Raw genomic sequence first — 23,865 nt, 5'->3', positions numbered from 1 at the left:
TAATCACCTGATACTACTTAATTTCCCCTCATCTCGGCAAACACAAATAACCTTAGTTATATCAGAAAAAAATAATACCATATGGATTTAATAGAAATAATAAATCAAATAAAACAAAGTGATATAAAACCATTACTAAAAACAAGGAAATATAAATGTGAAAAAAAATTAACTATCTATAATTAATTTTCGACGCCTGACCACAGAGAAAATCAATGAGCAAACCATAAATAAATAGCAAATTAATAAAATTCCTATCTTCAAAAAAATCCTATGTTTACATCACGGAGGTCACCCTATGTCTGCAAATAGAGAACCTATTGCCATTATTGGCATTGGTTGCAAAACCCCTGGAAATGCGAATAATCACAAAGAGTTATGGGATGTATTACTGAAAGGCGTCGACGGTATTACCGACGTCCCCCCTGAGCGCTGGAATAAGGACAAGTTCTACGATCCAGACACCAATAAAACCGGAAAAACCAAGACGGCACGCGGTGGTTTTATCAATGGCATTGACAAGTTTGATAATGAATTCTTTAATATTTTCCCCAAGGAAGCAGAAAATATCGATCCCATGCAGCGCTTGCTGCTGCAGGCAACCTTTGAGGCGTTAGAAGACGCTGGCGATCGACTGGATAGGTTCCGCGGCTCAAAAACCGCCGTATATATCGGTTCGTTTGCCAACGATTATCAGGATATTCTTGCCGATCCTGATAACCGTTATCGCATTAGCCCGCAGTCAGCCATGGGGATCTCACTGACATCTTTAGCAAACCGTATTTCCTATTTGTACGATTTAAAAGGTCCAAGCATTGCCGTCGATACCGCGTGTTCGGCCTCCCTGGTTGCCATCCACCTGGCGTGTCAGAGCATTTGGTTACGGGAGGCGAAGCAGGCCATTGCCGGCGGGGTTAACCTGAATATCAACCCTGCGTTGACGATGATGCTGTCAAAAGGCAATTTCCTCAGTGCAGACGGCACCTGTAAAAGTTTTGACGAAAGTGGCAATGGCTACGTGCGCGGAGAAGGTGTGGGATTGGTCTATCTGAAGCCACTAACTCAGGCGTTGGCGGACAATAATAAGATCTATGCCCTGGTGCGAGGCAGCGCCTGTAACTCTGACGGCTTTACCCCTGCCGGTTTTACCGTACCCAACCCCGAAGCCCAAACGGAAATGCTTCAGACGGCGTACCGGCAAGCAGGCATTGATCCGCAACGAGTGCAATATATTGAGGCCCACGGTACGGGAACTTCTGTCGGTGACCCATTGGAAACTCAAGCCTTCGCCAATGTGTTTAGCCAGCGTCCCGTTGAACAGCCCCTGCTTATTGGATCAATAAAAAGTAACCTTGGTCATCTGGAGGGGGCAGCAGGTGTCACCGGCTTGATTAAACTGGCGCTCTGCCTCCATCATAAACAGATCCCGGCGAACCTGCATTTCAACAGACCAAATCCCAAAATTGACTTTGAGAATTGGCGCCTGAAGGTGGTGGACCGCAATCAACGCTGGCCTGCACCGAGCCACGGTCGCTCACGTATAGGCGGTGTTAACTCATTTGGTGCAGGAGGTACCAACGCTCACGTTGTCTTGGAAGAATACATACCGGATACAGAGGTCATTGTCGGCCTGGATCAGGCAGAAGATATCCGGCCGGAGGTAAATCTGTTCAGTTGCAGTGCCCAAACGCCTGAGGCGCTGAAAGCACAATTGCAAACCTATCTGGCCTATCTGTCAGACACCCAAGCTAACCTGAACGATATCTGTTTCAACGCCGGTCAACATCGATCGTTACTTCGCCACCGTCTCGCTATTGCAGCCAGCAGCACGGAGGATCTTGGTGAAAAGATAAGTGCTTACCTACGCGGTGAGTCGCTCGCCGGCGTTGAGTCAGGACAGGCACAGGATAAGAAGCCGCGTTTGGCTTTCGTCTTTACCGGTCAAGGGCCGCAATGGTACGCCATGGGCCGTCAGCTTATTGATACGGAGCCCGTTTTCCGTCACGTAATCGCCACCATCGACAAGCTGTTTGTCGACATTGCCGGTTGGTCGTTACTGGAAGAAATGAGCCGTCCAGAATCAGAATCACAAATTAGTGATACTCGGATTGCCCAACCCGCCATCATGGCCTTGCAAATCGCCTTGGTCGAATTATGGAAACACAACGGTATTGAGCCTGAAGGTGTCATTGGCCACTCAATCGGTGAAGTTGCGGCAGCCTATACCGCCGGGGCACTCACGTTGGAACAGGCAGTGCAGGTGATATTCCACCGCAGTCGCGGCCAGCACGCGGCATCTGGCAAAGGCGTCATGTTGGCTGTTGGCGTCGATTTACCGACCGCCGAAAAGTTGATTGCCAACGTTGCCGATCGCGTGTCCATAGCCGCCATTAACGGCCCCGAAAGCATTACCCTTTCCGGAGACCGTAAACCACTGGACGCGATTGCCAGTGAGCTGGAAAAAAAAGATGTCTTCCATCGGTTCCTGAAGGTCGATGTGCCATTCCACTCACACCATATGGGCCCACTCAAAGAAGAGCTGATCGCCTCACTCAGCGCTTTAGAGCCCACTGCCGCCCAGATTGCCCTTTATTCCACCGTCAGCGGCAAGCGGGAAGACGGACTCCATTTAGTCAGCGATTATTGGTACCAAAACGTCCGCGACCCGGTCTATTTCTCGCCGGCACTGCAACGCATGGTAGAAGACGGCTTTGATATGTTTATCGAAATCGGCCCACACCCGGCTTTAAGCAGTGGAGCACAAGAACTGTTCACCAAGCTGAACGTCAATGCACAAATATTGCCGTCAATCCGCCGTCAGGAAGATGAAGCCGTGCGCCTTAAGCAAAGCCTGGGTGCGCTGCTGATCGCGGGACACCCAATGAGCTGGCACAAGGTCTGCCCTGGTGCAGGCCGACTGCATGATTTGCCTCGCTATGCCTGGCAAGAGAAACGTTTTTGGAATGAGAGCCGCCGCCATCAGGAACACCGCCTCAAACTCGATTTCCACCCCAATATTACCCAACATCATCGTTCAGGCATCAATCCAACCTGGCACGTGTTCAATGTATTTCTTGATAGCCAGGCAGATCCGTATCTCAGCGAGCATCGGATGGATGATCTGATTTTGTTCCCGGGTGCCGGGATTCTGGAACTTGCAATGGCCTCAGGTCGTCAGGCCTTTGGCGAGTCGTTCAGTTATCTGATGGATATCAGTTTTGAACGCGGACTGTTCCTGCCGGATGAAGGGGAGCCTTTAACCATTAACCTGGAGATTGATTCTGCATCAGGCCGCTATTGGCTGTTAAGCCGGGATGGCAGCAAACCCGATGCGGAGTGGATAAAACACGCGAACGGAATAATAAATTATCTGGACGTTAAACCGGCAGCGCCGCAAATCAGCCTGAGAGAAGTTCAGCGTGATGTCAGCCACCGAATCCCGGTACAACCCACTTACAACAGTTTAAAACGCGGTGGTTTAAGCTATGGTCCTGCGTTTAAAACTATCCAGAACCTCTGGAGCGCGCCGAATAAGTTGTTGGCGAAAATAGTCATACCTGACAGCCTGAAGTTTGGCCTCGACCGCTACTTCATGCATCCTGCACTCATGGACACCGTGGTTCATAGCATTCTCGCTACGCGACAGCAGGACACTGACGAAGAGTTGGGTGTTTACCTGCCGGTGCATATCGAACGCTACCACTTCTTCCAAAAGGCACAGGGCGATATTTTATGGAGCTACCTTTCTGTCCAACAAGCCGACGAAGACTATCTGCAAAGTGATGTGTTGCTGTTTGATGATGCCGGTAATGTAGTCGCTCAAATCATCGGCCTGCGATTAAAATACATCATCGGCTCACGCAGTAACGAAGAGGATATTGCCTACAGCGGTTGTTATGAATATGGCTGGCATCCTGTCGACAACGTAAGTGTACCGGCACAGCCTGGTACAGAAGTATTGTTGATTGCGGACGTGCAGACGCATTATCGCGCACTCGCCAACGCATTGAAGCAGCGCGGGGCGACGGTCATTACCTTGGGAGAAAACCCCGCATTCGATTGGCCGGTAGACCTGCAGGAGCGCCAGGCCGTGCTCAATGCGTTGGGGGAAGTCAAAGCACGCTACCCTGCCCTGACGCGCATTGTGAATCTGCTGCCGCAAGAGCACGTCGGTGAACATGACTTGGCCCCCCGGATAGAATCGCTAATCTGGAAAAGCGTCAATATCAACCACGCAATCATTGAAAATGAACTGCAACCCGTCCTTTGGACCATCAACTGCGGCTCGGAGTGGGTCACGTCAGAAGACTCGCCCATTAATCTGATACAGGCTCCGCTGTATGGCGTCAGCCGCACCATGAACAATGAATATCCGCTTGCCGTCTGCAAGGTTGTTGATTTAGGCAAGGCTAACGAAGGCGAACTGAGCCTTCTTGCTGGACTGATTACGGCCCCCCACAGGGGTAAGAATGAAACCGAATTGGCGATACGCGGGGAGCAACTCTTCGCCCGCAGGTTGAAGAGCGTAGACCCCGACCAAGCTCAGCTCAACGCCGCCAAAGTGCTACCGGGGTGCGGCGGGAATTATCATGCTGTGTTTGGTGTGCCGGGCGTGATCGGTTCACTGCAAATGCGTCAATTTACACCTGCGGAGCTTCAGGAACATGAGATTGAGCTCGCGATAAAAGCCGCGGCATTGAACCGCCGTACAACGTCTGAACGTTCACTCAGCCACGAATGCAGTGGTGTGATAACCCGCATCGGCTCGGCAGTCAGCGGCTTCAAGACGGGGGATAGGGTTATCGCTATCACCGCTAACGGCGTGGCCGGAATCACTCGAGTCGACAAACATTACGTGACACATAAACCTGCCGCCCTGTCGTTTGAACAAGCCGCACTGCTGCCTATCGCCTGCCTGACGGCTTGGCAAGCCCTGTTCAAGCTAGCTCGAATCAAACCGGGTGAACGTGTGCTGATCCACTGCGCGCATACGCCAACGGGATTGGCCTGCGTGCATTTGGCTCAACAGCTAAAAGCCGATGTCTTTGCCAGCGCCGATACCGACGCTAGCCGAGAACAGCTTCGCTCATTGGGCATTACGCACGTTTATGACAGCACGACGTTAAGCTTCCATCAGCAAATTATGACCGATACGCAGGGTGCCGGCGTCGACATTGTTCTGAATAACCTCAGCGGTAAAGGCGCTATGCAAAGTCTGAGATGCCTGCAGCCTTTTGGCCGGTTTATAGCGCTGAACCCACATAACCAAGGAGAAAATGAAGCGTTAAGCTTCCACTGCCAACAAGCAAACTTCAGTTATTTTGCCGTGGATGTTCTGTCTCTGGTCGCTGAGAGACCGCATGAAGCCGCAGAGCTCTTTGCTCAGGCCATCGATGCAATTAACAGCGCAACGCCAATGCCATTGCCGGCCTACTCCGCTCTTCCGGTCAATGCACTTCCCTCCGCACTGGGCGACGATCGCCAGTCAGAAAACAGGGTGGTGACCATGGAGGGGGTCTCCGTCAATGCACTTCCCGCGCAGCATTTACAACTGTCAGCGGAGAAAACGTATCTGATCACCGGCGGGGCCAGCGGATTGGGCATTGTGCTGGCTACGTGGTTAGTGGAGCACGGAGCCAGAAAACTGGTGCTCGCCAGCCGCAGCGGCCCTAAGCATGACGAGGATCGCCATGCCATTGCGCTAATGCGCCAACAAGGGGTTGAGGTGCTGTTACCTAAAGTCGACCTCTCTTCGTCCACCGACGTGATGGCCATGATCGAACAGATCAAGCACGTTGCCCCGTTGGGCGGGGTTATTCACGGAGCGGCGGTGATGCAAAATGCCCTGATCGGCAATCTGCAGCGTGACGAACTGATGCCAGCCTTCGAGGCCAAAGCCTTGGGCGCCTGGCATTTACATCAAGCCCTGCAGAATACGCCTCTGGAATTCTTCCTTTCGCTTTCCTCCATCGCGTCCGTGTTCGGTTTTGGCGGCCAGACCTGTTATTCCGCCGCCAATAACTTTATCGACAAGCTAACGCATTATCGCCAAATGCAGGGACTGACTGCGCAGGCGATCAATATCGGCGTACTCGGTCAGTTTGCCGGGCTAACAAAGGATGCCGATTCGTTATTGAACCTGCTGGATAAACAAGGCTGGCTGCCGATGAGCCAGAAACAGGTGACAGCGAAAATCGAGCAAGTGTTGCTGGACGGCAATGTGATAAGAATGGCCGCCAATATTGACTGGGTGCGTTTCCGTGAGCATTACGATCATCTGCGCAACGATCTGCGTTTCGCCCATTTATTGTCCAATGAAGCACTGCAGATCAAAGGGCAAAACGACGGCAATATCAGCCTGCGTGAAAAAGTACAGGCGTTGTCGGGTTCCGAGGCCGTACAGGAACTGAAACATCAGCTGACCGAAGCATTAGCGCGGATCCTTGGTACCACCGTTGATAAGGTTGCGCCGGAAAAATCGCTCTCTGCGATGGGCTTGGATTCGTTAATGCTCAACCAGTTACGCCATTGGATCCAGCAAAAACTGGAGATCAATTACCCGTTGATGCGCATGGTGAAAGGCCCAAGCTTACTTGAACTCGCCGAGCAACTTTACCAGGAATTGACCAATGGCAGCACTGCGCAAGCACCATCCGGCGACATTTCAGGTATTACTTCAGAAGCCGACATTGAGGTTGTGCATGAATACTTTGTCCGTTTAAAACGGGCACCGAATGAACAGCCGAAGAAAACCAAGCTGTTTATGATGCCTTCGATGGGGGCTGGTGCATCGATGTTTGCTCACTTCCTCTATAACCCCCCGGCAGATTGCGAAGTCTATGCCATTCAATCCCCGGGCCGTGAAAACCGGTTACAGGAAGAAAACCACACCCAGTTGTCGGCGTTGTTGAGCGAATTGGAAACGGCATTCGATCGTTTGATGGAAGATGAAAAACAGCTGGGTTGGGAGGGTGACATCGCCTTCTTTGGTCATAGCTACGGAGGGATAGTGATGTTCGAGCTCTACCGGGCATTGCGTGCCGGCAACAAACTCTTGCCGGTGCATTTCTTCTCATCGGCAACCATGGCACCACAGCTCACCGGCACCTGGAAAAACCGCGAATCGTTACGCGAAAGTGGTGTTGCTTCCAACTCAGAGCAAAAAATCCTCGGTCTGTTGACCTACATTGACGATCTGGAGTTCGTTAAGCAAATCTTACCGGGGCTGCGCAGAGATATGCCATTACTATTAAGTTATGAATACCAGCACGACGCGCCGCTGTCCTGCCCGATTACGGTGTTCTCAGCGCTGGAGGATGAGGTCACGCTGGTCGATGAAATGACCGCCTGGGAGGCGCAAACCACCCACGCCTTCCAGCAATTTGTGGTACACGGTGACCACTGGTTTGTCAGCCGCAATAAAGACTTTATTGGCGAAAAAATAGCGGAGGTGCTGGCAGGATTATACGCGCAGTCTCGTCCCTAGCAGCCATTGCACACATGATGAGAAAACCCGTCGTTTTCTGATCTTCACCTAAACAAGAGAGAAGCCATAGGGCTTCTCTCTTTCGTTGTAACCCTATTCTGGAGTGACTCTACGTTTCACTTCACACCCGAAGCTTTAGCGTTCTGGCTTCTCAATAAAGCTCGAAATGAACGGTTTTGCCGGTGAATAGAGCAATAATTGAACTGTTGGTATTATCGACATAACGCATAGTCTGATTTTTATCTCCCTGGAGAAAATCATGACCACAAGCAAATCAGACACGGTGGATTCGGCCAGCCCTACCGTGACGCAATGGCCAGCAATCGTCAACGTGCTGTTCGCTGGTATTGCCGTTGCCCTCCATGTGGGTAAAGCGACCATTGCCCTGCCGGAACTGCAGCGCGAATTTGGTCGTTCGCTGGAGTCGCTGAGTTGGATCATCTCGGCCTTTCCGTTTATCGGCGTGTTTGGCGGTATCGCTGCAGGCCTGCTGGTTCGCCGCTGGGGCGATCGTCTTTTACTGAGCCTGGGATTAGTGATTGTCAGCCTCGCCAGCTTTGCCGGCGCCATGCAACATGTTTTTGCCGGACTGATCGTGACCCGAGTCGTCGAAGGAATTGGCTTCGTCATTGTCGTCGTCGCCGCACCGACCGTGCTCACACGTGTGGTCGCACCACAAAAACGGAATCTGGTGTTCAGCATCTGGAGCACCTTTATGCCGGCAGGCATAGCCCTCTCCCTGTTTTTCGGCCCGCATTTCGCTGGCTGGCAACAGAGTTGGGTCGCGGGCGGTGCCCTGACGCTGCTGGCAGCACTGCTGCTGCCATTAACGACCCCACGTGGTACGATAACCCTTTCCTCAGCACCCGCGATCAAACTGCGGCAGGCGCTGCTCAGTATCATGCGTGCGCGACAACCGCTGTTGTTGGCGTTGATATTTACCACCTACAACCTGCAGTTCTTTGCCGTGATGGCCTTTTTGCCGATATTCCTGATGCAACGCATCGGGTTAACGTTGGCAGCGGCAGGTGGCGTCAGCGCTGCCGTGATTGCCGTCAATATTCTCGGCAACCTGGCCGCAGGCGTGCTGTTGTCGCGCGGTCTACGGGCCCGAACCCTGCTCGCTGTTGTCAGTACCTTCATGGGGCTTGCCGGGGCCGGCGTTTTCCTTTCAATAACGCCTAACGGCCTGCTTGTCCCGCTGTGTTTACTGTTTAGTGGCATCGGTGGCATGCTGCCCGCCACTATCTTGGCGGCGACACCAGCAGCAGCGCCAGAGCCCACATTGATCCCCCTGAGCCTGGGCCTGGTGATGCAAGGCATTTATCTCGGCCAGGTGATCGGCCCGGTCGTCTTGAGTGCCCTTGTTGCCTACGCGGGTTGGACAGCCCCCTCCGTACTGGTGCTGTCCGCCGCGGTGCTGGGGAGCGCACTGGCGTTATCGCTCACAACGAAGGCGCGATAAACGAAAGGCCCATTACACAATATATAAAATGAGTCCATTGGGCTGGTAATCAACGAGAGGCCGCTGTGGCCTATGTGAGCAGTAACGTCACCGACGAAGGGGATTCTCGCTGGCGAACTTAACGCCCCGTTTCCTATACCCAATACCCCCACAAAATGAGGCATCATTAATAAGCTTTATTAATTATTGGTGCATAAAATCCACTACCTGTTACGCGTTTGTGATGTTAGGGTTTGTTCTTCAAGAAGTGTCAATGCCGGTGCATATCGAGATTGACAAGAAAAATCTATCATCAGAGGGACGGGTATGATGTCTAAAGGTATTTCAAAAGGATTCTTTATTCTGATCCTTTTTATTGTTACCGCTGCTTTTCTGGACGTATTGGGTCCCTATTACTCGTCAGTGCTGTGGGCCATCATTTTGGCGGTGATTTTCCACCCGGTGAAACAAAAGCTCAAACAATACCTGGGCGATCGAAATGGCCTGGTTTCGCTTTTGACGGTCGCAGTGATCTGTTTGATCGTGTTTACGCCGTTGGCGATCATCGCATCTTCGTTGGCGATTGAACTCAACGTTGTCTACACCAAGTTGCAAGGTAACAACACGCAATTCCCGGTCATTCTGGCCGACACCCTGCGATTACTGCCGGGTTGGGCACGCCATTTTCTGACTGAACATAACCTCGACAATGCCGCAGAAATACAAAAGAAACTCTCCGAGCTGGCGCTGCAAGGCGGGCAATATCTTGCCGGTAGCGTGTTCCTGATCGGCAAGGGTACGTTCAACTTTGCCGTTGGCTTTGGCGTCATGCTATATCTGCTGTTCTTCCTGTTGAAAGACGGCCCTTATCTGGTCAACCTGACGCTCGAAGCATTGCCGTTATCCGAATACGTGAAACACCACCTGTTTGTGAAATTCGCCGCGGTTTCCCGTGCCACGGTGAAAGGCACCGTCGTGGTCGCCGTCGTGCAAGGTGCGCTCGGTGGTCTGGCGTTTTATGTCACCGGGATCGAAGGTAGCCTGTTGTGGGCTGCACTGATGGCATTCCTGTCCATTATCCCTGCCGTGGGTTCTGCCATTATCTGGGTGCCTGCAGCCATCTATTTCTTCGCCACCGGTATGCTGTGGAAAGGCCTGTTCCTGGTGGGCTTCTTCGTGGTTATCATCGGCCTGGTCGATAACATCCTTCGTCCACTGTTGGTCGGTAAAGACACCAAGATGCCTGACTATCTGATCCTGATCTCTACCCTGGGTGGGATGGAAATCTACGGTATCAACGGCTTTGTCATCGGCCCACTGATTGCCGCCCTGTTTATCGCTTGCTGGAATATACTTTCCGGCCGCGACAGCAAGGAAAATACGGATGAAATCGATGAAGAATTCATCGAGGAAGGGAAAAACCACCCTGATGCCACGAAGGCGGAGTAAAACGCCAGTACTCTTCATTCCGGGGCCTTTTCAGGCCCCAACGGTTGTATCTGTGTCTTACCAGGCCAGGCTTTATCGGCTCAATAGGGATAACAACGCGTGCCGCTGAAGCTGACGTGAACTCACCTGTCGGTTAATTCCTCGCACACCTGTTCGGATAGAAAAAAATCATCTCCGGATCGCCCTCATCAAGATTCTCAATATGGCCACTCTCGATAAAGCCCGCCGCCAGCAACAATCCCCTCATGGTTACATTCGAACGGTTGGTTGACGTAAAAAGCTTGGGCTGAGGTGAAAGTGATATCAGCGTGTGTAACAGTTGTGAACCCACTCCCTGTCGCCTGTAGCCTTCAGCCACCATCAGCATTTCGATAAAACCGCAGCCAAAGAAATGGGCATTCAACACACCATAGGCCACCACCTGCTCTTCATTCTCAGCGAGATAACAGGTTCCTGCTGCACACCATTCCCGAATCTGGGTGCAGCGATGCGGGACATGAGATAGAGAACTATCGATAGCGGCCAGCGCAGAAATATCCGCTGTCGTAGCAAGACGAACAATCATTTTTCTGGTTCCTTGGTTACTGGCATCTTTTCAACACGCTTCACACCTGCCGATTTCAGATTTTCACAAGAGATAATATTTATCAGTGTTTGGTCGTGACCGCCATTGCTGATGTGTCAGATACCGATCCTAACATCTGTAAAACGATGCTAGGATAAACCGCAAAAAGCGCCGGTTAACAAGAAGGTTTCATGATCGTCACCACTACCCCACGACTCATTATTCGTGCATTTAATGGCAAAGATGCGAATGCGCTATTTGACTACCTGTCCTCGCCCCGCACGCCTTGTTTTTATGACGAGAAACTCAACTCCTTGGCCGAAGCAGTCGAATCGGTTAACAAGCGTGCTCTCGATCCCAGTCAGTTCGCCGTATGTCTCAAAGAGAACGACATACTTATTGGCCATCTCTTTGCCGATAATAGTGAAGAGCCGGACCAGAATACCTGGAGCGTGGGCTGGCACTTTAATCAGCGTTATGAAGGCCAAGGCTTTGCCACCGAATCCGTCACGGCGTTGTTTAATTATTTATTTACTGAAAAAAACGCCAGACGCCTCTATGCCTACGTAGAAGATTACAACATGGCGTCTCAGAAACTTTGCGCCCGTCTTCATATGCGTCAGGAGGGTTGCTTCAAGGAGTTTGTTACGTTTATAGCGGAAAATGGCGAGGAGCAATATGACAATACCTTCGTTTACGCTCTGCTTAAGAGAGAGTGGCAAGCTATTGGTTAACTTACGCTTACGCTTTAGCGTTTGGTTATAAACGGGCAATTACTTTTATACCCTCCCCCTAAAGCGCCCCCAAAGTGCTCGAGTTTTGATAACCGTTGCAGTTTGAATAATAAAAAACGGGAACCATCAGGTTCCCGTTATCATTTAGCGCTTAAACACCATTACATGTGTTTAACGATAGCGTCGCCAAACTCTGAACATTTCAGCAGCTTAGCGCCTTCCATCAGGCGTTCGAAGTCATAGGTCACAGTCTTGGCAGCGATTGCGCCTTCCATGCCCTTAACAATCAGGTCAGCCGCTTCGAACCAGCCCATGTGACGCAGCATCACATACCATGTGAAAATTAACATGCTGAATTATATAAACAAAGAGCACTATTTTAGATTTCGGTATATCAAGTGAATCGCGTCTAACGCGCCTTTATTCATAGTGGTTTCAGTTGAGTTTTGCAGAACGAACCGTCCAGCATCAAATCAGTCAACCGGCACAAACTGGTGACCGGTCATTATTATTTTTCGCGAACTAATGCAGCAGCATCTCGCAATACGCCCTTGTACAGCGCGTATTACCGACAATCTTGCGTTTTCCTTCAAGGATTCCAGCGATATTTGCACGGTTAACATCCATACCCTGCGCGATCAGATCGATCACAGCCGCGCCTATCTCATTGGCCATAAAGACTGCTCGTTCTTCATCTAGCTGCATGGTGTACCACCTTTTGTCGTTAATGAAATCCCACCATACCAAGTAACTATGTTAAGTAACACTTCAAAAAGCAAGGTCATTTAGCATACAATGGCACCGTATAACATAGGAAAACATCTAAATTATGATACGGAAATTTATTTCTTATGCGTCGGGTTGGCGCGCAGGCACAGCAGAAGAATATAGAACATGTTATAGCCTTTATGGCGGTAGTTTTGTGACCCACCCAGACGTCCTATCTTTTATGCAACGTCAACTTAACATACACCATAAATACTACATCAAACGCGATAGCAACGGTTCGCTACTCGGCGGTATGTGCACGAACGGAAGTAAAGAGATCGCTATAGTCGGTCGTAAGTCGAAGAACATCGGGATTGATATGTTCCCGTTCAACAAGGACGAAATGATTTTACCAATTAGCAACCGTGTTAAAACAGTGATCCCTTATCGCTCAAAAATCCTATCGGCCATTAACGGGCGCTCTACGTTAAACTCCACGTTCTCACTGAACAGTCAGCGTGAAATATGCCTGGCTAAAACCTGTGGCAAAGGTGGATATTCGTCATCGACAAAAAACAGCCGCAACCGTGAATTAAAAAAATTCCTGAACTCAGGCGGTGAAGTAGTAGATCAGACGTTACTAACCCCGATTCAACTCGTCGATATTTACTTTGAATTGTACGCAAAGCGCTGGGGGGAAGAACCCGGCAACAAACACCAAATGATAGAAATGATAACGTCACTGCGTGAGATGATTTTCGGCTATGTTCTGTTCTATAACGGCCAGCCGTGCGCTTTCCAGCTAATTACTCGCGCAGACAGTCCAGAGTGGATTTGCTTTGATTATGTGAATGGAGGATATGACCGCGAACATAACGGATTTTGTCCTGGGACAATCGTCACATGGTTAAACGTTCGGGCTGCATACGAGTTATGCGAACGGGAGGGAAAGGAGATGCGCTACTCCTTCGGTAAGCCGACGGAGGCGTATAAAGATAGGTGGTGTCAACGCGCGCCGCTGGGGCGCACGCTGTCGATTTAAACAGATAAGCCGGCCTTTCCCGGCTTTTATCATTTCGCGTCTGGTGGAGTCGGCCACACGATTTTTTCAGGATCCTCATCGTCGCTGATCTCTTCAACTTCGTTAACGTAGTCCATCCAGACGCGCAATTTAGCTTTTTCCTCATCGGTAGCCATACCCAATAACAACTTGCTGCTAAGGGTTTGCGTCACCTGGTTAACGCGCGTAATTAGGCGCTCTTTCTCGCCCTGAACCATCTTGCGTTTCTCAGTCTGGCTGTATACGCGCTTAACAACCTTTCCATCGCGGTATGCCCATGTCATATCGTTACACGCTTCCGGCGGTACCTCGCTTATCGCCACCTCGGCCACTGAGAACCCCGGAGGGAAAATTGCTGTAACGTCTATAGACATGCAGACGATAACACCCTTGTCGTCATACATAACCTTCAACGTTTCGTCGCTAAAATCGGCCTGGCAATCGTACCAATCGCGCCCGGTTTCATCGCGGGCATAAAGAATGTCCGGCCTGTATTCCGCGTCCTCTTCTTCGCTGGCTTTAAATTCCGGTTTGTATGTCGTGAAGTTTCTGTAATTAACCATAATTAAGAAGTTCCTATATTCCGCCAAGAGCCATTAATTAAAACTTGAACATATGAATATGAGCCCCAAATAGATGGATCATAGTTAGCACCTGACATACCGGTAAACACACAACCATCAGGAGCCCTGACCTGGCCGCCGGTATCAGGCTGGTTGATTCGTCCGGTAAGCCTGACGTTTTGCACAAGGTTCTGATAGGCCCAGTTTTGCGCGTTGTTTTGTGCGTTAGAAATATTTTGATTCAGCCAGTTACTGAGATACCCTCCCCAAATGGAGCCAGAAAGATTCCCATCTTGATAAAGTTTACCTCCACTGCCTCCCCCAGCGCATACAGTAGCCCCGGCACTGAATGAGCCATCATTACTAAATTCATACCAGCCATCCGCACCACCATTTGCGACGTGAATACCTAAGAAGTGGTGCTGGCCAATGCGCTCAGCCTGATATATATCAACAAACAAATTTCCTGCGCCTTGAATCCGCATGCCGTTAGTTTGCCGATAGTTATTCACGGGGTCCTGTAACCCCTGCTTCACAATAAAATCCAGGCCTTTAATGTAGAGCGTTCTACCAACAGTTACATCATTTCCTGTGTCTAACCCATCCGTGACTGTTAGCCAATTTATCGTGTCGCCAGTCTTATAAATAAAACGACCATCTGCCTCTTGTTTTGTATAGGAATTTATATCAGCGGCAGTGGGTTTATGGGCCTCTGAGTAGAACTCTACCCATGTAGACCACCCAGCCGCGTTACCAGAGTATGTGCGGTGAAATGTTCTGTTTTTCAGCGTTCCGGAAGTACCATAACCCTCTGCAATTTGAACAATTCGAAACGGATCGCCCGCCGATTTTGAGTCCCATGTTCGAACTGATAAAAACCAAACACTTGAATCATTTAATGGGGTATTAGTAGAGTCTCGAACAACATAGAAACCGAATGTACTCAGCGTATTTAGGTCAACACCAGACAGCGAAGTCAGGGAGGGAGCCAAGCCAAAGCCGCCCACCCCTATCACATTGCCCGTAGAAGTCCCAATATCGGCATCAGCAGCCGTGCCCAGTTTTACGTTTCCTGCTGCATCTGGGGTATGTGAATTAACAGTCAAAACCGCCCCAACATTTGTTGTTGGGTTTAGCACAACGAATCGCCCCTGATCAGCATTGAACACCACCAGGAAAGGATTTTTTGCAACGATATCCCCCACACGTAATGCCGTGTTGCTGCCCTTCACCAGCGGATAAGTCCCCATTACACGGCCGCCCATAGTCAACTGCAGTGTGCTGGCACCGGTATTGTTCAGGATAGGGTAAATGAGGAGCGGCGTTTTTAATGCCCAGTCCGTCGATCCATTCAGGAAAAATGTCGCCGGCAGCGCCAGCGTTAACCCGTTCGCCGTACCGCCGGCCACCGCCGACGTGTAATGGCCACTTTGCAGTTGCTCTATCTGCACGAACTGATTTTCTGAACCCCTTGTCGCAAAGTTGGCGATCACATCGTTCAGGGACCAGCCTTTAGCCGCGGTACCCTCCTGGCCACGCACAACTGTCAGCATATCGTTGTTGACGGCAGTAAGGTGGCAAACTTCGAACACGGTTTCTTTCGCATCCGTCAATGTGATTTTCGCGTAGGTCTTGAGGAGGTTTGAGTCGTTGGCATAATCGTAAGTGAGCAGACCGGCGAACAACGCGCCTGCGCCAGGCATCACCTGTATCGTGGTCTGGGTCGCCGTAATATCTGCTGCCAACGACGACACGACGTTGTTTCCAAATCCAATAATCATGGTTCAACCACCGTTACAGAGTAGGTATAAACAAAGGGGAGCTTGACCAGAGACTGGCTGATCGCATCTTTCAGGAAATAGCCAACGCCATCGCCATAATCGGGGATCGTGATAGTGAACACGCCGTTATTGACCGTTACGCTGATATCGAAGGTGCTTTGCAACGGCGGATCGATGCCATTCGTGCCATGAATAAATCGCGCCAGGCGGCGCTTGAGCCAGTCGATACAAAAGTGCGAGCCGTCACCTTTATAAAAATTCCAGGTCAGGATCCGTTTAAAATAATCATCGGGCACGTATGACGCCGAGCCCGGTACGTAATTTTTCAGGCCGGCATACGGAATGGCGTTGTACTCGATGGTGTTGTAGGCACCACGAGCGATCGCATCCTCAGATATTTGCAGTAATGGCCGCCCTTCCCCGTAAATGCCGAGCGCTATCCAGTCCAGCAGATCCCCCGTGATGGAGGGAGAAGTCCAGCACGGCAAATTAAGCGCATTGAGATAGTCAAGATACCCCTGCGCCAACGCGTTATAGGCGGTGAAGAACGCGACAATGTTGGGGTCGGCGTTATATTGCGTATACGGATAAGCAGGAATGATTTTCTCAATTAGAGCTTGCATATTGCTTCACCTGTATTTGCGCCGCCGAGGTGGAGAAATAGGCGTAGGTGTCGCCATAAACCAGGCTTGACTCCGGTGCCGGTGGTTTAATTGCGCCGTTGATCCCGATTTGCACCTGGATCATGGACAGCAGCGACGCGGCAACGAGTCCCTCAACCGATTTCAGAAAAATGTCCTGTATCTGGAAAATGTTTATCGGCTGGCCAACGGCGATAGCGTTAACGTAATCGGCGATATTCTGCTGCACCGCTTTTGCAACACCGGCCGGATCGATGTAGGTCGTTGACGCTGAGTTCCAGGTGATCAGCACCACCACATTTTGCGACGATGGCACCACGAAAGGCAGTTGGTAGACGTCGGGGTAGACCGTTACCGGTATGGTTTTCTTTTCCACTTCTGCACCCGATGGATTCGATACATCGTTGGTTAAAATGGAAATATCCGGTACAGCTTTATAAATCGCATAGGCAACTTCGTAAGGATCCCCGCCACCGACGACGGCAACCCATTTTCCGAGCGTCGCCTGGCGGAACGAAATCAGGTTTTCCTGTACGCCAGCTACTTTTTGCAGGGATGATCGGTAGCAATCCGGCGTGCCTTGCACCCCAAACATACCGGAGCGCATCACCTGCCCGCGATACGATGCCAGGCTTTGCTCGTCTGTTCCCGGTAAGCCGGCGGTCAGGTTGGTACAGGTCACCTGGTAAGATTCCGGCACAGAGGTTTTCACCTGGTTAACCGTCCCTGCCGGCACCGCCCATATCCCTCCAGTCGTAGCCAGACAGTACACAGGCTCGGTCTGACCGCTGGCGGGGATCACCGTGTCCCGTCTGACGGTATACAAATAGGTACCATCCCCTACGGTAAACCCCTTCGGTATGCCAAAACCGGGCGGCCCTGAAAATACGACATACACCGACGTGTTCGTGCCTTCACCTTGCGGCACGCCGTAGATGGCCCCCTGTTGCTTCAGCAGGTGAACGTTCGCACCGTAAGGACTGCATGAGTTAATCAAATCAACCCGCGCCTGGTCGCAAACCAGCAGCGCACCAACGCTGGTGCTGACCATGTCTTCAATCAATGAGCCCGGTAAATCGGTCGTGATCCCTGGTGAAAGCCGCGTCGCCGTTTCTATAACCTGCTGCCGCAGCTCTTCCGCCGTTTTTGCGACGGGGCCGGTAATATCATAAATAACGGGTAAATCACTCATACATACACCTTCGCCACTATTTTCGAACCCGAGTTGGTGATAACCGAAATGTCGTAAACCGGAGGATCAACCTCGGTAAGTGCAATCTGGAGAGAGGAAAAATAGCCACTGAACTGCTGCTGTAGCCTGTTCACGTAAAATGTGGGGATAATCTGCTGGATCACCGAGCCGTTAGCCGGAATGCCATGGTTCGCAAAGAACGGCGATTCTTGCGGTGCAAGCTTGAGATTTTGCACCAGCGTAGTGAGATAAATCGCGTCGTTGAAACCATTTGCGTCGGTCGTGATCGTGACCCATTTGCCGGATTCATCCTGCCCGTAAGATCTCATTCGGTGATACTCCCATCGAAACGTGTTGTCGGCCCTCCGGTGTCTTGCCCATCGTTGCCGTTACTGTGCTGATGGGAATTCACCCAGGCAAGCAACTGCTGCCAGCCTTCATGCATAATGGCCGGGCTGGTACTGGCCTGCCCATCCGCCAGGGTTCCGCTCTGCCCGGTCAGCGACCATGAGCCATTTGTCAGCGTCAGCACAGTACTGCCCACCGTGACCTTGAACTGATCAGGTGTGGCAATCGTGATGCTCTCCGGCGTTAGCAGGAACGTCGTCTTGCTGCCGGCATCGCGTATCGTGACGCCTTCCGGGCCATACAACGTGAGCACTTGCCCGTCGACGTTCTCCCATTCCGTGTGACTGATCGGCAAAAACACTAGCGCGCTGAGATTAGCCGGCGGCGTGAGGTCGGCGGTGCCGCCACCCTGTCCGCTGGCACCGCCCAGATAGGTATCTGCTGGGATGACGATCCCCCGGTCCCCAGGCTGCATGGGATAGCGGATATACTGCGGCCCAAATAAAGGGAGGGTTACCTGCGGCAACATGAAAGGAATATCGCGCAGCAGGAAGGACACCGTAACCATATTCCCCGCTCTGCTGACCACCGAGGCCGGCAGCACCTTGCCGGCCATCTGCATGGCGTCCGCGATTTTTTGGTCGGCGAACCGATGCATGTTGCCGGCGAAACTCTGCTTTTTTTCAATACTCATGTTGCAGCCATTCCCCCTGTCGGATGGGCCTCAAGCACCGTCACCCAACTGTTAGCGTCCGGCTGTCGACTGTTGCCAAGGAGCCGCACAGAAGAAACCAGAAAGTCACCGGTAAAGGCGGCGTCATCTCGGAATTGGGAATAGGATGAAGCCTGTAGCATCGGCCGAGAATCCTTAGGCATTCGGATATAATCCCCCACTTGAATGTCGCTGCGCATGACGCAAGGAATACTGACCGTGCCGAATTGCACCCACGTTGGTTGACCGATCAAGTCGGTAAACGCTATCTGGACCGGATTTTTGTTGCGGTAACTGGCGCTTTTTTTCGCGTCCTTGTCGATATGGCTTTCAAAATCATTATCGAAAACGCGGATCTCCTTACCATTCACTACCGTTATTTCGACACCTGAATATTTATCGTCCCTGATAATATTTCTGCTCAGCGATTTTAATTTCGTCGCCAGTTCTGAGAGGCTGCCGCAAAACATGCTGCTGTCGTAGTTATTCACCAGGCGGTCACTGATGCTTATCGAGAAACGGTAATCTCCACCCATGTTCTGAAAGCATTGCGTCAACGCAACAGAAAGCTTTATTCCCTTATTCCACGGAAGCGTTAAATTGATCGGCGCTAAAGGGGCTGGGTTCACCGCCGATACGGCTCCCGCAGTGACAATGAGATCCGTCCGTAATTCGGTACCTTGCCAGTTCCCCAGCACCTGCCACACCGTCCCCTCCAATACCAGTCCTTGCTGAGCAGGCTTCGCCAACGGCAATCCCTTGGACATGCCCACCCACATTTTTATCGTCATGCCAAACATGTTTTGCCTGGCTTGCTGCATGTCCTTCGGTCCGATCCCCCAAATAGTAATCTGACTTTGCCCCTTCGGCGTAGATTCCCCAAAGCGTTGAATATCAAATTCAATCATTAAATTACCGGGATTAAAGACACCATTTTTCAGACTGGAATATTGCTTGAAGAGTTTTCCGGGATTACCGTCTTTATCAGGTGGGGTAAATATCTGAATATCGTAATACCGCATCAGTTGATTACCTCTATTTGCCCCGAGGAGTATCGCCACACCATTGTCGTGGCGGTGAATGCCCCGATAAGCAAGTTAATGTCGTACCCCATCGGCGAATCGATCATCGGCATGGTTAATAGGCGATTCCCTGAGTTGTCCGTAATATTGAGATACCAGCGTTGCGCGGCAATATTCCATTTGGTCTGGCAGTTGTATACCTCACCGTCAAGCATTGGCGTAAAAATCATGCTTTTCTGCTCATTCCCGGAAAACGGATAAAGTGTTGTGCTCATAAATTAAACGCCCCGCTTAATTTACCGATAAGCCCGGTTACCGCATCCGATACGCTGCTGCCCAACGAAGTATTCCCGAGCGCGGAAACCGTATTGGTCCAGGCGCTTTCCGTAGTTTTATCGCCATTATCAATCTTGCTCAAATAGCTATTAATCGCCTGCTCCGCGCCGGTTTCGGTAATCAGCGGCTGTTCAAAGTCCCACAACCATTGACGCTGCGGTAGCGGATCATTCGACCCCGTGACGTCTCGAACGGTGCGCAGGATGCAGCCGCTATAAATCAGCGACGGCGTGGCCACAACAAACGTGCCGCCAAGGTTGGCGTGCGCCTGCAGGACGGCCTGCAATGCGCTGAGCGTGACCAGCTTTGTCAACGCGCCGGTGTTTTCATTCACCGGTGCATCCATCAGCATGGGAATGCGCAACGGTTGCGCCAGCAGTGCGTTAGCGGCGACAGCCTGATTAGCAAAGGGGTAGCGACCGATATCGTAATCCACCATGCTGGAACCCTGTGCGGCGCGCCAGTGGCAGAAATATTTATCCAGGTCAGTCAAATTTACCGCGCCGCCCATCAGGTTGCTGACAAAACTGGCGCTCTGTGTCAGCGCAACGATCGGCAGCATCCCTCCGGGGATACTCTGCGCAACCCCGTCGCAAAGGATCACCGGTGAGATTTCAAACCCCAATTTGTAAAGTTCGCGGGTAAATGCCATTAACCAAATCCTCCGAGTTGCGTGCTCGAGACAATCGCGCTGCCGCCGGTGTTGTTGTACACAACCACACCCGAGCTGCCGCCCCTGCGCTGGTTATCCAAGATTTGCTGTAATATCTGGTCGGTTTTGCTAGAAGACTGCTGAGTGAGTTGCTGCTGCGGATTGCTTTGTGTAGATCCCGGCGCGCCTGATCCGTAGAGCTTTATGAACTGCTCTCGAACCCGTCCTGGGTATTCACGATTCTCCTTGCTGCCGCGATTCTTGCCGCCGTTATACCAGCGCAGCATTTCTTCAACATCACCGCCAGCCTGATTTTTCGCCCACTTCATTACCCTGGCACCGGCCATAATATTGTCGCGGGGGTTGTAAGGATCCTCACCGGGTTTAAAGTTGAAGGGCATCACCTGCATCAAGCCTTGCGCGCCCGCTTTGCTGACAGCATGTGTATTCCATGATGACTCTGCACCCGTTACAGCTTTAAGCAACTTGGGATCTAATCCGTATTTTTTGGCTGCCTCTTCAAAATACCCATCGTAATCAGACGGTACCGCGGCTGATGATCGCCTATTACCTGATTGAGCATGTTGCTCAGGTTGATTCCATTTATTGTTTAAAATGCCATCATTGCCGGCGCGTAATTTCCACCAAGGCTGATTTCCATCACTACCGGAGGAACTGCCATCACTGGAGAAAAATCCCTTTGCCCCTTTCAACCATCCCCACACGCGAGGATCATCATCGCTGCCCGGCGTATAACTCTCCCCTGTCTGCGGATTGATCTGCTTCTCATCACTGAGAATTGTCGAGTTGGACTTAACATCATCCAATGTAATGTCGGTTTTTCCGGTAACCCAATCGATCACCTTGCCAATAACCCGCGCCAGCCTTTCAACACCGGTCATAAACGACTCAACGTCACTTTTGAAATCCGGGGATACCAGGTAGTTACCGAACCGTCGGATACCATCTGCCAGTCCATCAAGCCATTTACCCAGTTCAGGTGATTTAAGGACGGTATCCACTGCCTCTGAAAATGCATCTGACAGCTTTCCTAACTCGGGAGCCAATGGCGCGAGCCCACGAATAAAGGTGTTTTCAATACTGACCTTGCTGCGATCCAACTGAATATTAAAATCCTGCCATTGTTTCAGTTGCTGGTCGGTCACCTGCAGGCGTTGTGTGTCTTTCTGGGCCTGCTTCGTCATCGCGTCGATTTCAGCATCGCTCATTTTTTTAAAGCGGTTGAGATCGTCAAGTGTGAAGTAGTTGGTTAGGCCGTAGGCCTCGGCTCCCTGCTGCGAGCTACCATTGCGCACAAAAATATCGCGTGCGCTTTTGATCATCTGCGGCAACAGTTTCGCCGGATCCTGATCGGGGTTATCAATCCCCATCGCCTTAAACTGCCAGCGCTTGCTCAGGTCCAGTTGGCTGTCACGAATGGCACCCAAGGTGCCGACAGGGTTGCCGAGCACCTTTTGGTAATTCACCGCGCTGGAGTTAAGGCCTCCGGCGGTAGTACCTAACCCCATTGCAGTGAACCGCTGCGCAGAAGCCGAACCAGCCAGGCGATTCATCCCCCACAAGCCACCGGCCCCGGCCAACCCAGAAAACAGCCCCAGCACAGTCCCCCACGAGAGCAAACTCGTTGTGGCGTTTTTAATGTGGCCGGCCAGCTCTTTGGCATCCTTGCTGGCTTTACTCAGGAATTTACTGGCACCACGATTTTTTTTGTTAAATTCAGACTGCGTTTTATTGGCTTTCTCAAGGTTTCCATTCAAACGGTCAAGGCCATCATTGACAGAGGCGATGGCTGCCACCCCTTCATTGAACGACTGGGTGATCGCCTCCGTGCTTCCCAGCACCTTCTCAGTCTGTTTGGCAGAATCCCCGATGCCCTGAGCTGCGCCGCGCCATTGCTCAGGCAGACCTTCAAGCGCTTTCTGGTACTCATTGAATTTTTCGAGGAACGCCTGAAACTTCTCGTCCTGAACATCAATTTCAACAACGGATTTAGCTGCCATTGAAATAGCCCTTCTGTCTTATTTCTTCCAGAATGAACCGCTGCCGGAAATGGAGCGGGCTTTTGTAGTTGCCGCAATCCAATTCCCGACAGAGTTCGCTGAACCCCTCACAGGAGGCCCAGGTCAGGAGGGAATGTACGACAGTTCCTGCGGGGCTGGCGGGGTCGGGGTATCGGTATCCGTTTTCGACGTCGGTAAAGAATCGCGAAACGCCGTAGCACTCAATGAGACGAGTTGCCCACTGTACATATCGAGCGCTTTCCCCACAGTCCCCGCTATCAAGTTGGCTTTCTGAATGGCAGAGGCGACCATAAAAAACACCACTTCGCCCTCAACTTCACGGTATTCGTCCGGAGAAATAACCGCCTGCTTAAATGCCGTTTCAAGCGGCACAGGACGCCATACGCCGTTATCATTGAAAATTACTGTCGTCAGTCGTTGAATGTCGTCAACGAGGGTCGGTTCACCCGCCGGGACGCCCCCAGTATCCTGCCGTGCCTTGAGAATATTACGCAGCATCATCGCGGCCACACGCGGCGCGCCCGTCGCCCCCACAGATGTGAAGAAGTTATGGAACATATTCCCCAGCATCACGCAGTTTTCCTGCACCACTTCATACGGGAACGGCACAACGTGCAGGTAGACCAGCGATCCGTCGTCGCGCGTGATCGTGCTGACGAAATTCAGTTTTTTATCAATTTTCATACCCATCAATCCCACATCTTGTCGTTGGTGGTGAGGTAGCCGGAAATTGTCGCAACAAAGCCGGCATCCGTACCGTTGAGGGTGATTTCGTTAAAATTCACCAGGTAGCAGTTCAGGATGGTGTAGTTGCCGAAGGTGGTCGCATCCGGTGTAACCACCACCTCCCCCAATGCGGTATCGGAGGCAAATTGCCGCTGATAACTGGCAGCAAGCCCCTGCGTTTTCAGCAAATGTACCGTCAAGGTCACCTGCTGGTAAGGTGCCTGGCTGCCCACGGTACCGGTCATCGTGGGGATAATGTCAGTGGCGACGGTATCCGGCCGCATGCTGATCCCCTCTTTGCCCAGGAATGACGCCGTGACGTTTAGCGCCGGATTGTCGGTAATACTGACCGCGCCCCGAACGCGGTTAAGGAATCCCTGCGGAACTAATGGATTTGGCATTTA

The 23,865-nt window shown here is 51.4% G+C and carries 20 protein-coding genes; 5 read left to right on the top strand and 15 right to left on the bottom strand.

Annotated elements, in window-relative coordinates:
- Positions 1–298 precede the first annotated feature (298 nt).
- The 3 genes from JOE25_RS04645 (at position 299) to JOE25_RS04635 (ending at position 10,379) form a co-directional block, all read left to right on the top strand.
- The gene (locus tag JOE25_RS04645) at positions 299–7,486 is read left to right on the top strand and encodes a type I polyketide synthase (RefSeq protein WP_209632922.1); all 7,188 of its coding nucleotides are present in this window, start codon (positions 299–301) and stop codon (positions 7,484–7,486) included.
- A gap of 259 nt (positions 7,487–7,745) precedes the next feature.
- Positions 7,746–8,951 (top strand): MFS transporter, encoded by a 1,206-nt coding sequence (locus tag JOE25_RS04640; RefSeq protein WP_209632921.1) that lies wholly within the window; start codon positions 7,746–7,748, stop codon positions 8,949–8,951.
- 306 nt (positions 8,952–9,257) lie between these two features.
- The gene (locus JOE25_RS04635) at positions 9,258–10,379 is read left to right on the top strand and encodes an AI-2E family transporter (protein ID WP_209632920.1); all 1,122 of its coding nucleotides are present in this window, start codon (positions 9,258–9,260) and stop codon (positions 10,377–10,379) included.
- Positions 10,380–10,512: 133 nt separating this feature from the next.
- Here JOE25_RS04635 and JOE25_RS04630 read toward each other — a convergent pair whose 3' ends face one another.
- On the bottom strand, positions 10,513–10,944 hold the full coding sequence (locus JOE25_RS04630; RefSeq protein WP_209632919.1) for a GNAT family N-acetyltransferase: 432 nt from the start codon (positions 10,942–10,944) through the stop codon (positions 10,513–10,515).
- Between the two features lie 191 nt (positions 10,945–11,135).
- Between JOE25_RS04630 and JOE25_RS04625 the strand changes: the two genes are divergently transcribed.
- On the top strand, positions 11,136–11,678 hold the full coding sequence (locus JOE25_RS04625) for a GNAT family protein (protein ID WP_209632918.1): 543 nt from the start codon (positions 11,136–11,138) through the stop codon (positions 11,676–11,678).
- Between the two features lie 161 nt (positions 11,679–11,839).
- Here the strand turns inward: JOE25_RS04625 and JOE25_RS04620 are convergent, their stop codons facing one another.
- Both JOE25_RS04620 and JOE25_RS04615 read right to left on the bottom strand, forming a co-directional pair.
- Positions 11,840–12,022 carry an isocitrate/isopropylmalate family dehydrogenase gene (locus JOE25_RS04620; protein ID WP_348539683.1) on the bottom strand — a complete coding sequence of 61 codons (183 nt, stop codon included), beginning with the start codon at positions 12,020–12,022 and terminating at the stop codon, positions 11,840–11,842.
- Between the two features lie 178 nt (positions 12,023–12,200).
- Positions 12,201–12,383 carry a hypothetical protein gene (locus JOE25_RS04615; RefSeq protein ID WP_348539664.1) on the bottom strand — a complete coding sequence of 61 codons (183 nt, stop codon included), beginning with the start codon at positions 12,381–12,383 and terminating at the stop codon, positions 12,201–12,203.
- Positions 12,384–12,507: 124 nt separating this feature from the next.
- On the opposite strand from JOE25_RS04615, the gene JOE25_RS04610 reads away from it, so the two are divergent.
- Entirely contained in the window at positions 12,508–13,428 is a 921-nt protein-coding gene (locus JOE25_RS04610; RefSeq protein WP_209632916.1) for a GNAT family N-acetyltransferase, read from the top strand.
- Between the two features lie 29 nt (positions 13,429–13,457).
- On the opposite strand, the gene JOE25_RS04605 is transcribed toward JOE25_RS04610, so the two are convergent.
- From JOE25_RS04605 to JOE25_RS04550, 12 genes are all read right to left on the bottom strand, one after another.
- Positions 13,458–14,009 carry a tail fiber assembly protein gene (locus JOE25_RS04605; protein ID WP_209632915.1) on the bottom strand — a complete coding sequence of 184 codons (552 nt, stop codon included), beginning with the start codon at positions 14,007–14,009 and terminating at the stop codon, positions 13,458–13,460.
- A 2-nt stretch (positions 14,010–14,011) separates the two neighbouring features.
- The gene (locus JOE25_RS26555) at positions 14,012–15,790 is read right to left on the bottom strand and encodes a pyocin knob domain-containing protein (protein WP_245209697.1); all 1,779 of its coding nucleotides are present in this window, start codon (positions 15,788–15,790) and stop codon (positions 14,012–14,014) included.
- A complete protein-coding gene (locus JOE25_RS04595; RefSeq protein ID WP_201895411.1) occupies positions 15,787–16,413 on the bottom strand; it encodes a hypothetical protein in 627 nt (208 codons plus the stop codon). Before JOE25_RS04595 ends, JOE25_RS26555 begins: the two co-directional genes overlap by 4 nt.
- Positions 16,397–17,623, bottom strand: coding sequence for a baseplate J/gp47 family protein (locus tag JOE25_RS04590; protein ID WP_209632914.1), 1,227 nt, complete (start codon positions 17,621–17,623; stop codon positions 16,397–16,399). Before JOE25_RS04590 ends, JOE25_RS04595 begins: the two co-directional genes overlap by 17 nt.
- Entirely contained in the window at positions 17,620–17,952 is a 333-nt protein-coding gene (locus tag JOE25_RS04585) for a hypothetical protein (protein ID WP_201895413.1), read from the bottom strand. Before JOE25_RS04585 ends, JOE25_RS04590 begins: the two co-directional genes overlap by 4 nt.
- Complete coding sequence (locus JOE25_RS04580) at positions 17,949–18,665, bottom strand: hypothetical protein (protein ID WP_209632913.1); 717 nt, start codon at positions 18,663–18,665, stop codon at positions 17,949–17,951. Before JOE25_RS04580 ends, JOE25_RS04585 begins: the two co-directional genes overlap by 4 nt.
- Entirely contained in the window at positions 18,662–19,705 is a 1,044-nt protein-coding gene (locus tag JOE25_RS04575) for a hypothetical protein (protein ID WP_209632912.1), read from the bottom strand. The genes JOE25_RS04580 and JOE25_RS04575 overlap by 4 nt, the downstream gene beginning before the upstream one ends.
- Complete coding sequence (locus JOE25_RS04570; RefSeq protein ID WP_209632911.1) at positions 19,705–19,980, bottom strand: hypothetical protein; 276 nt, start codon at positions 19,978–19,980, stop codon at positions 19,705–19,707. The genes JOE25_RS04575 and JOE25_RS04570 overlap by 1 nt, the downstream gene beginning before the upstream one ends.
- Complete coding sequence (locus tag JOE25_RS04565; protein ID WP_209632910.1) at positions 19,977–20,693, bottom strand: hypothetical protein; 717 nt, start codon at positions 20,691–20,693, stop codon at positions 19,977–19,979. The genes JOE25_RS04570 and JOE25_RS04565 overlap by 4 nt, the downstream gene beginning before the upstream one ends.
- On the bottom strand, positions 20,693–22,714 hold the full coding sequence (locus tag JOE25_RS04560) for a lytic transglycosylase domain-containing protein (RefSeq protein WP_201895418.1): 2,022 nt from the start codon (positions 22,712–22,714) through the stop codon (positions 20,693–20,695). The genes JOE25_RS04565 and JOE25_RS04560 overlap by 1 nt, the downstream gene beginning before the upstream one ends.
- A gap of 123 nt (positions 22,715–22,837) precedes the next feature.
- On the bottom strand, positions 22,838–23,425 hold the full coding sequence (locus JOE25_RS04555) for a hypothetical protein (RefSeq protein ID WP_201895419.1): 588 nt from the start codon (positions 23,423–23,425) through the stop codon (positions 22,838–22,840).
- On the bottom strand, positions 23,425–23,862 hold the full coding sequence (locus tag JOE25_RS04550; protein ID WP_201895420.1) for a hypothetical protein: 438 nt from the start codon (positions 23,860–23,862) through the stop codon (positions 23,425–23,427). The genes JOE25_RS04555 and JOE25_RS04550 overlap by 1 nt, the downstream gene beginning before the upstream one ends.
- Between the last annotated feature and the right edge of the window lie 3 nt (positions 23,863–23,865).

Source organism: Serratia sp. PL17, from assembly GCF_017832355.1.
Classification (GTDB): domain Bacteria; phylum Pseudomonadota; class Gammaproteobacteria; order Enterobacterales; family Enterobacteriaceae; genus Serratia.
The sequence above is the reverse complement of the archived record's forward strand: the minus strand, read 5'-3'. Positions and strand labels throughout refer to the sequence as shown.

Coding starts and splice junctions, on each gene's coding strand:
- JOE25_RS04645 (WP_209632922.1), top strand. CDS start 299: ATGTCTGCAAATAGAGAACCTATTGCCATTATTGGCATTGGTTGCAAA.
- JOE25_RS04640 (WP_209632921.1), top strand. CDS start 7,746: ATGACCACAAGCAAATCAGACACGGTGGATTCGGCCAGCCCTACCGTG.
- JOE25_RS04635 (WP_209632920.1), top strand. CDS start 9,258: ATGATGTCTAAAGGTATTTCAAAAGGATTCTTTATTCTGATCCTTTTT.
- JOE25_RS04630 (WP_209632919.1), bottom strand. CDS start 10,944: ATGATTGTTCGTCTTGCTACGACAGCGGATATTTCTGCGCTGGCCGCT.
- JOE25_RS04625 (WP_209632918.1), top strand. CDS start 11,136: ATGATCGTCACCACTACCCCACGACTCATTATTCGTGCATTTAATGGC.
- JOE25_RS04615 (WP_348539664.1), bottom strand. CDS start 12,383: ATGCAGCTAGATGAAGAACGAGCAGTCTTTATGGCCAATGAGATAGGC.
- JOE25_RS04610 (WP_209632916.1), top strand. CDS start 12,508: ATGATACGGAAATTTATTTCTTATGCGTCGGGTTGGCGCGCAGGCACA.
- JOE25_RS04605 (WP_209632915.1), bottom strand. CDS start 14,009: ATGGTTAATTACAGAAACTTCACGACATACAAACCGGAATTTAAAGCC.
- JOE25_RS26555 (WP_245209697.1), bottom strand. CDS start 15,790: ATGATTATTGGATTTGGAAACAACGTCGTGTCGTCGTTGGCAGCAGAT.
- JOE25_RS04595 (WP_201895411.1), bottom strand. CDS start 16,413: ATGCAAGCTCTAATTGAGAAAATCATTCCTGCTTATCCGTATACGCAA.
- JOE25_RS04590 (WP_209632914.1), bottom strand. CDS start 17,623: ATGAGTGATTTACCCGTTATTTATGATATTACCGGCCCCGTCGCAAAA.
- JOE25_RS04585 (WP_201895413.1), bottom strand. CDS start 17,952: ATGAGATCTTACGGGCAGGATGAATCCGGCAAATGGGTCACGATCACG.
- JOE25_RS04580 (WP_209632913.1), bottom strand. CDS start 18,665: ATGAGTATTGAAAAAAAGCAGAGTTTCGCCGGCAACATGCATCGGTTC.
- JOE25_RS04575 (WP_209632912.1), bottom strand. CDS start 19,705: ATGCGGTATTACGATATTCAGATATTTACCCCACCTGATAAAGACGGT.
- JOE25_RS04570 (WP_209632911.1), bottom strand. CDS start 19,980: ATGAGCACAACACTTTATCCGTTTTCCGGGAATGAGCAGAAAAGCATG.
- JOE25_RS04565 (WP_209632910.1), bottom strand. CDS start 20,693: ATGGCATTTACCCGCGAACTTTACAAATTGGGGTTTGAAATCTCACCG.
- JOE25_RS04560 (WP_201895418.1), bottom strand. CDS start 22,714: ATGGCAGCTAAATCCGTTGTTGAAATTGATGTTCAGGACGAGAAGTTT.
- JOE25_RS04555 (WP_201895419.1), bottom strand. CDS start 23,425: ATGGGTATGAAAATTGATAAAAAACTGAATTTCGTCAGCACGATCACG.
- JOE25_RS04550 (WP_201895420.1), bottom strand. CDS start 23,862: ATGCCAAATCCATTAGTTCCGCAGGGATTCCTTAACCGCGTTCGGGGC.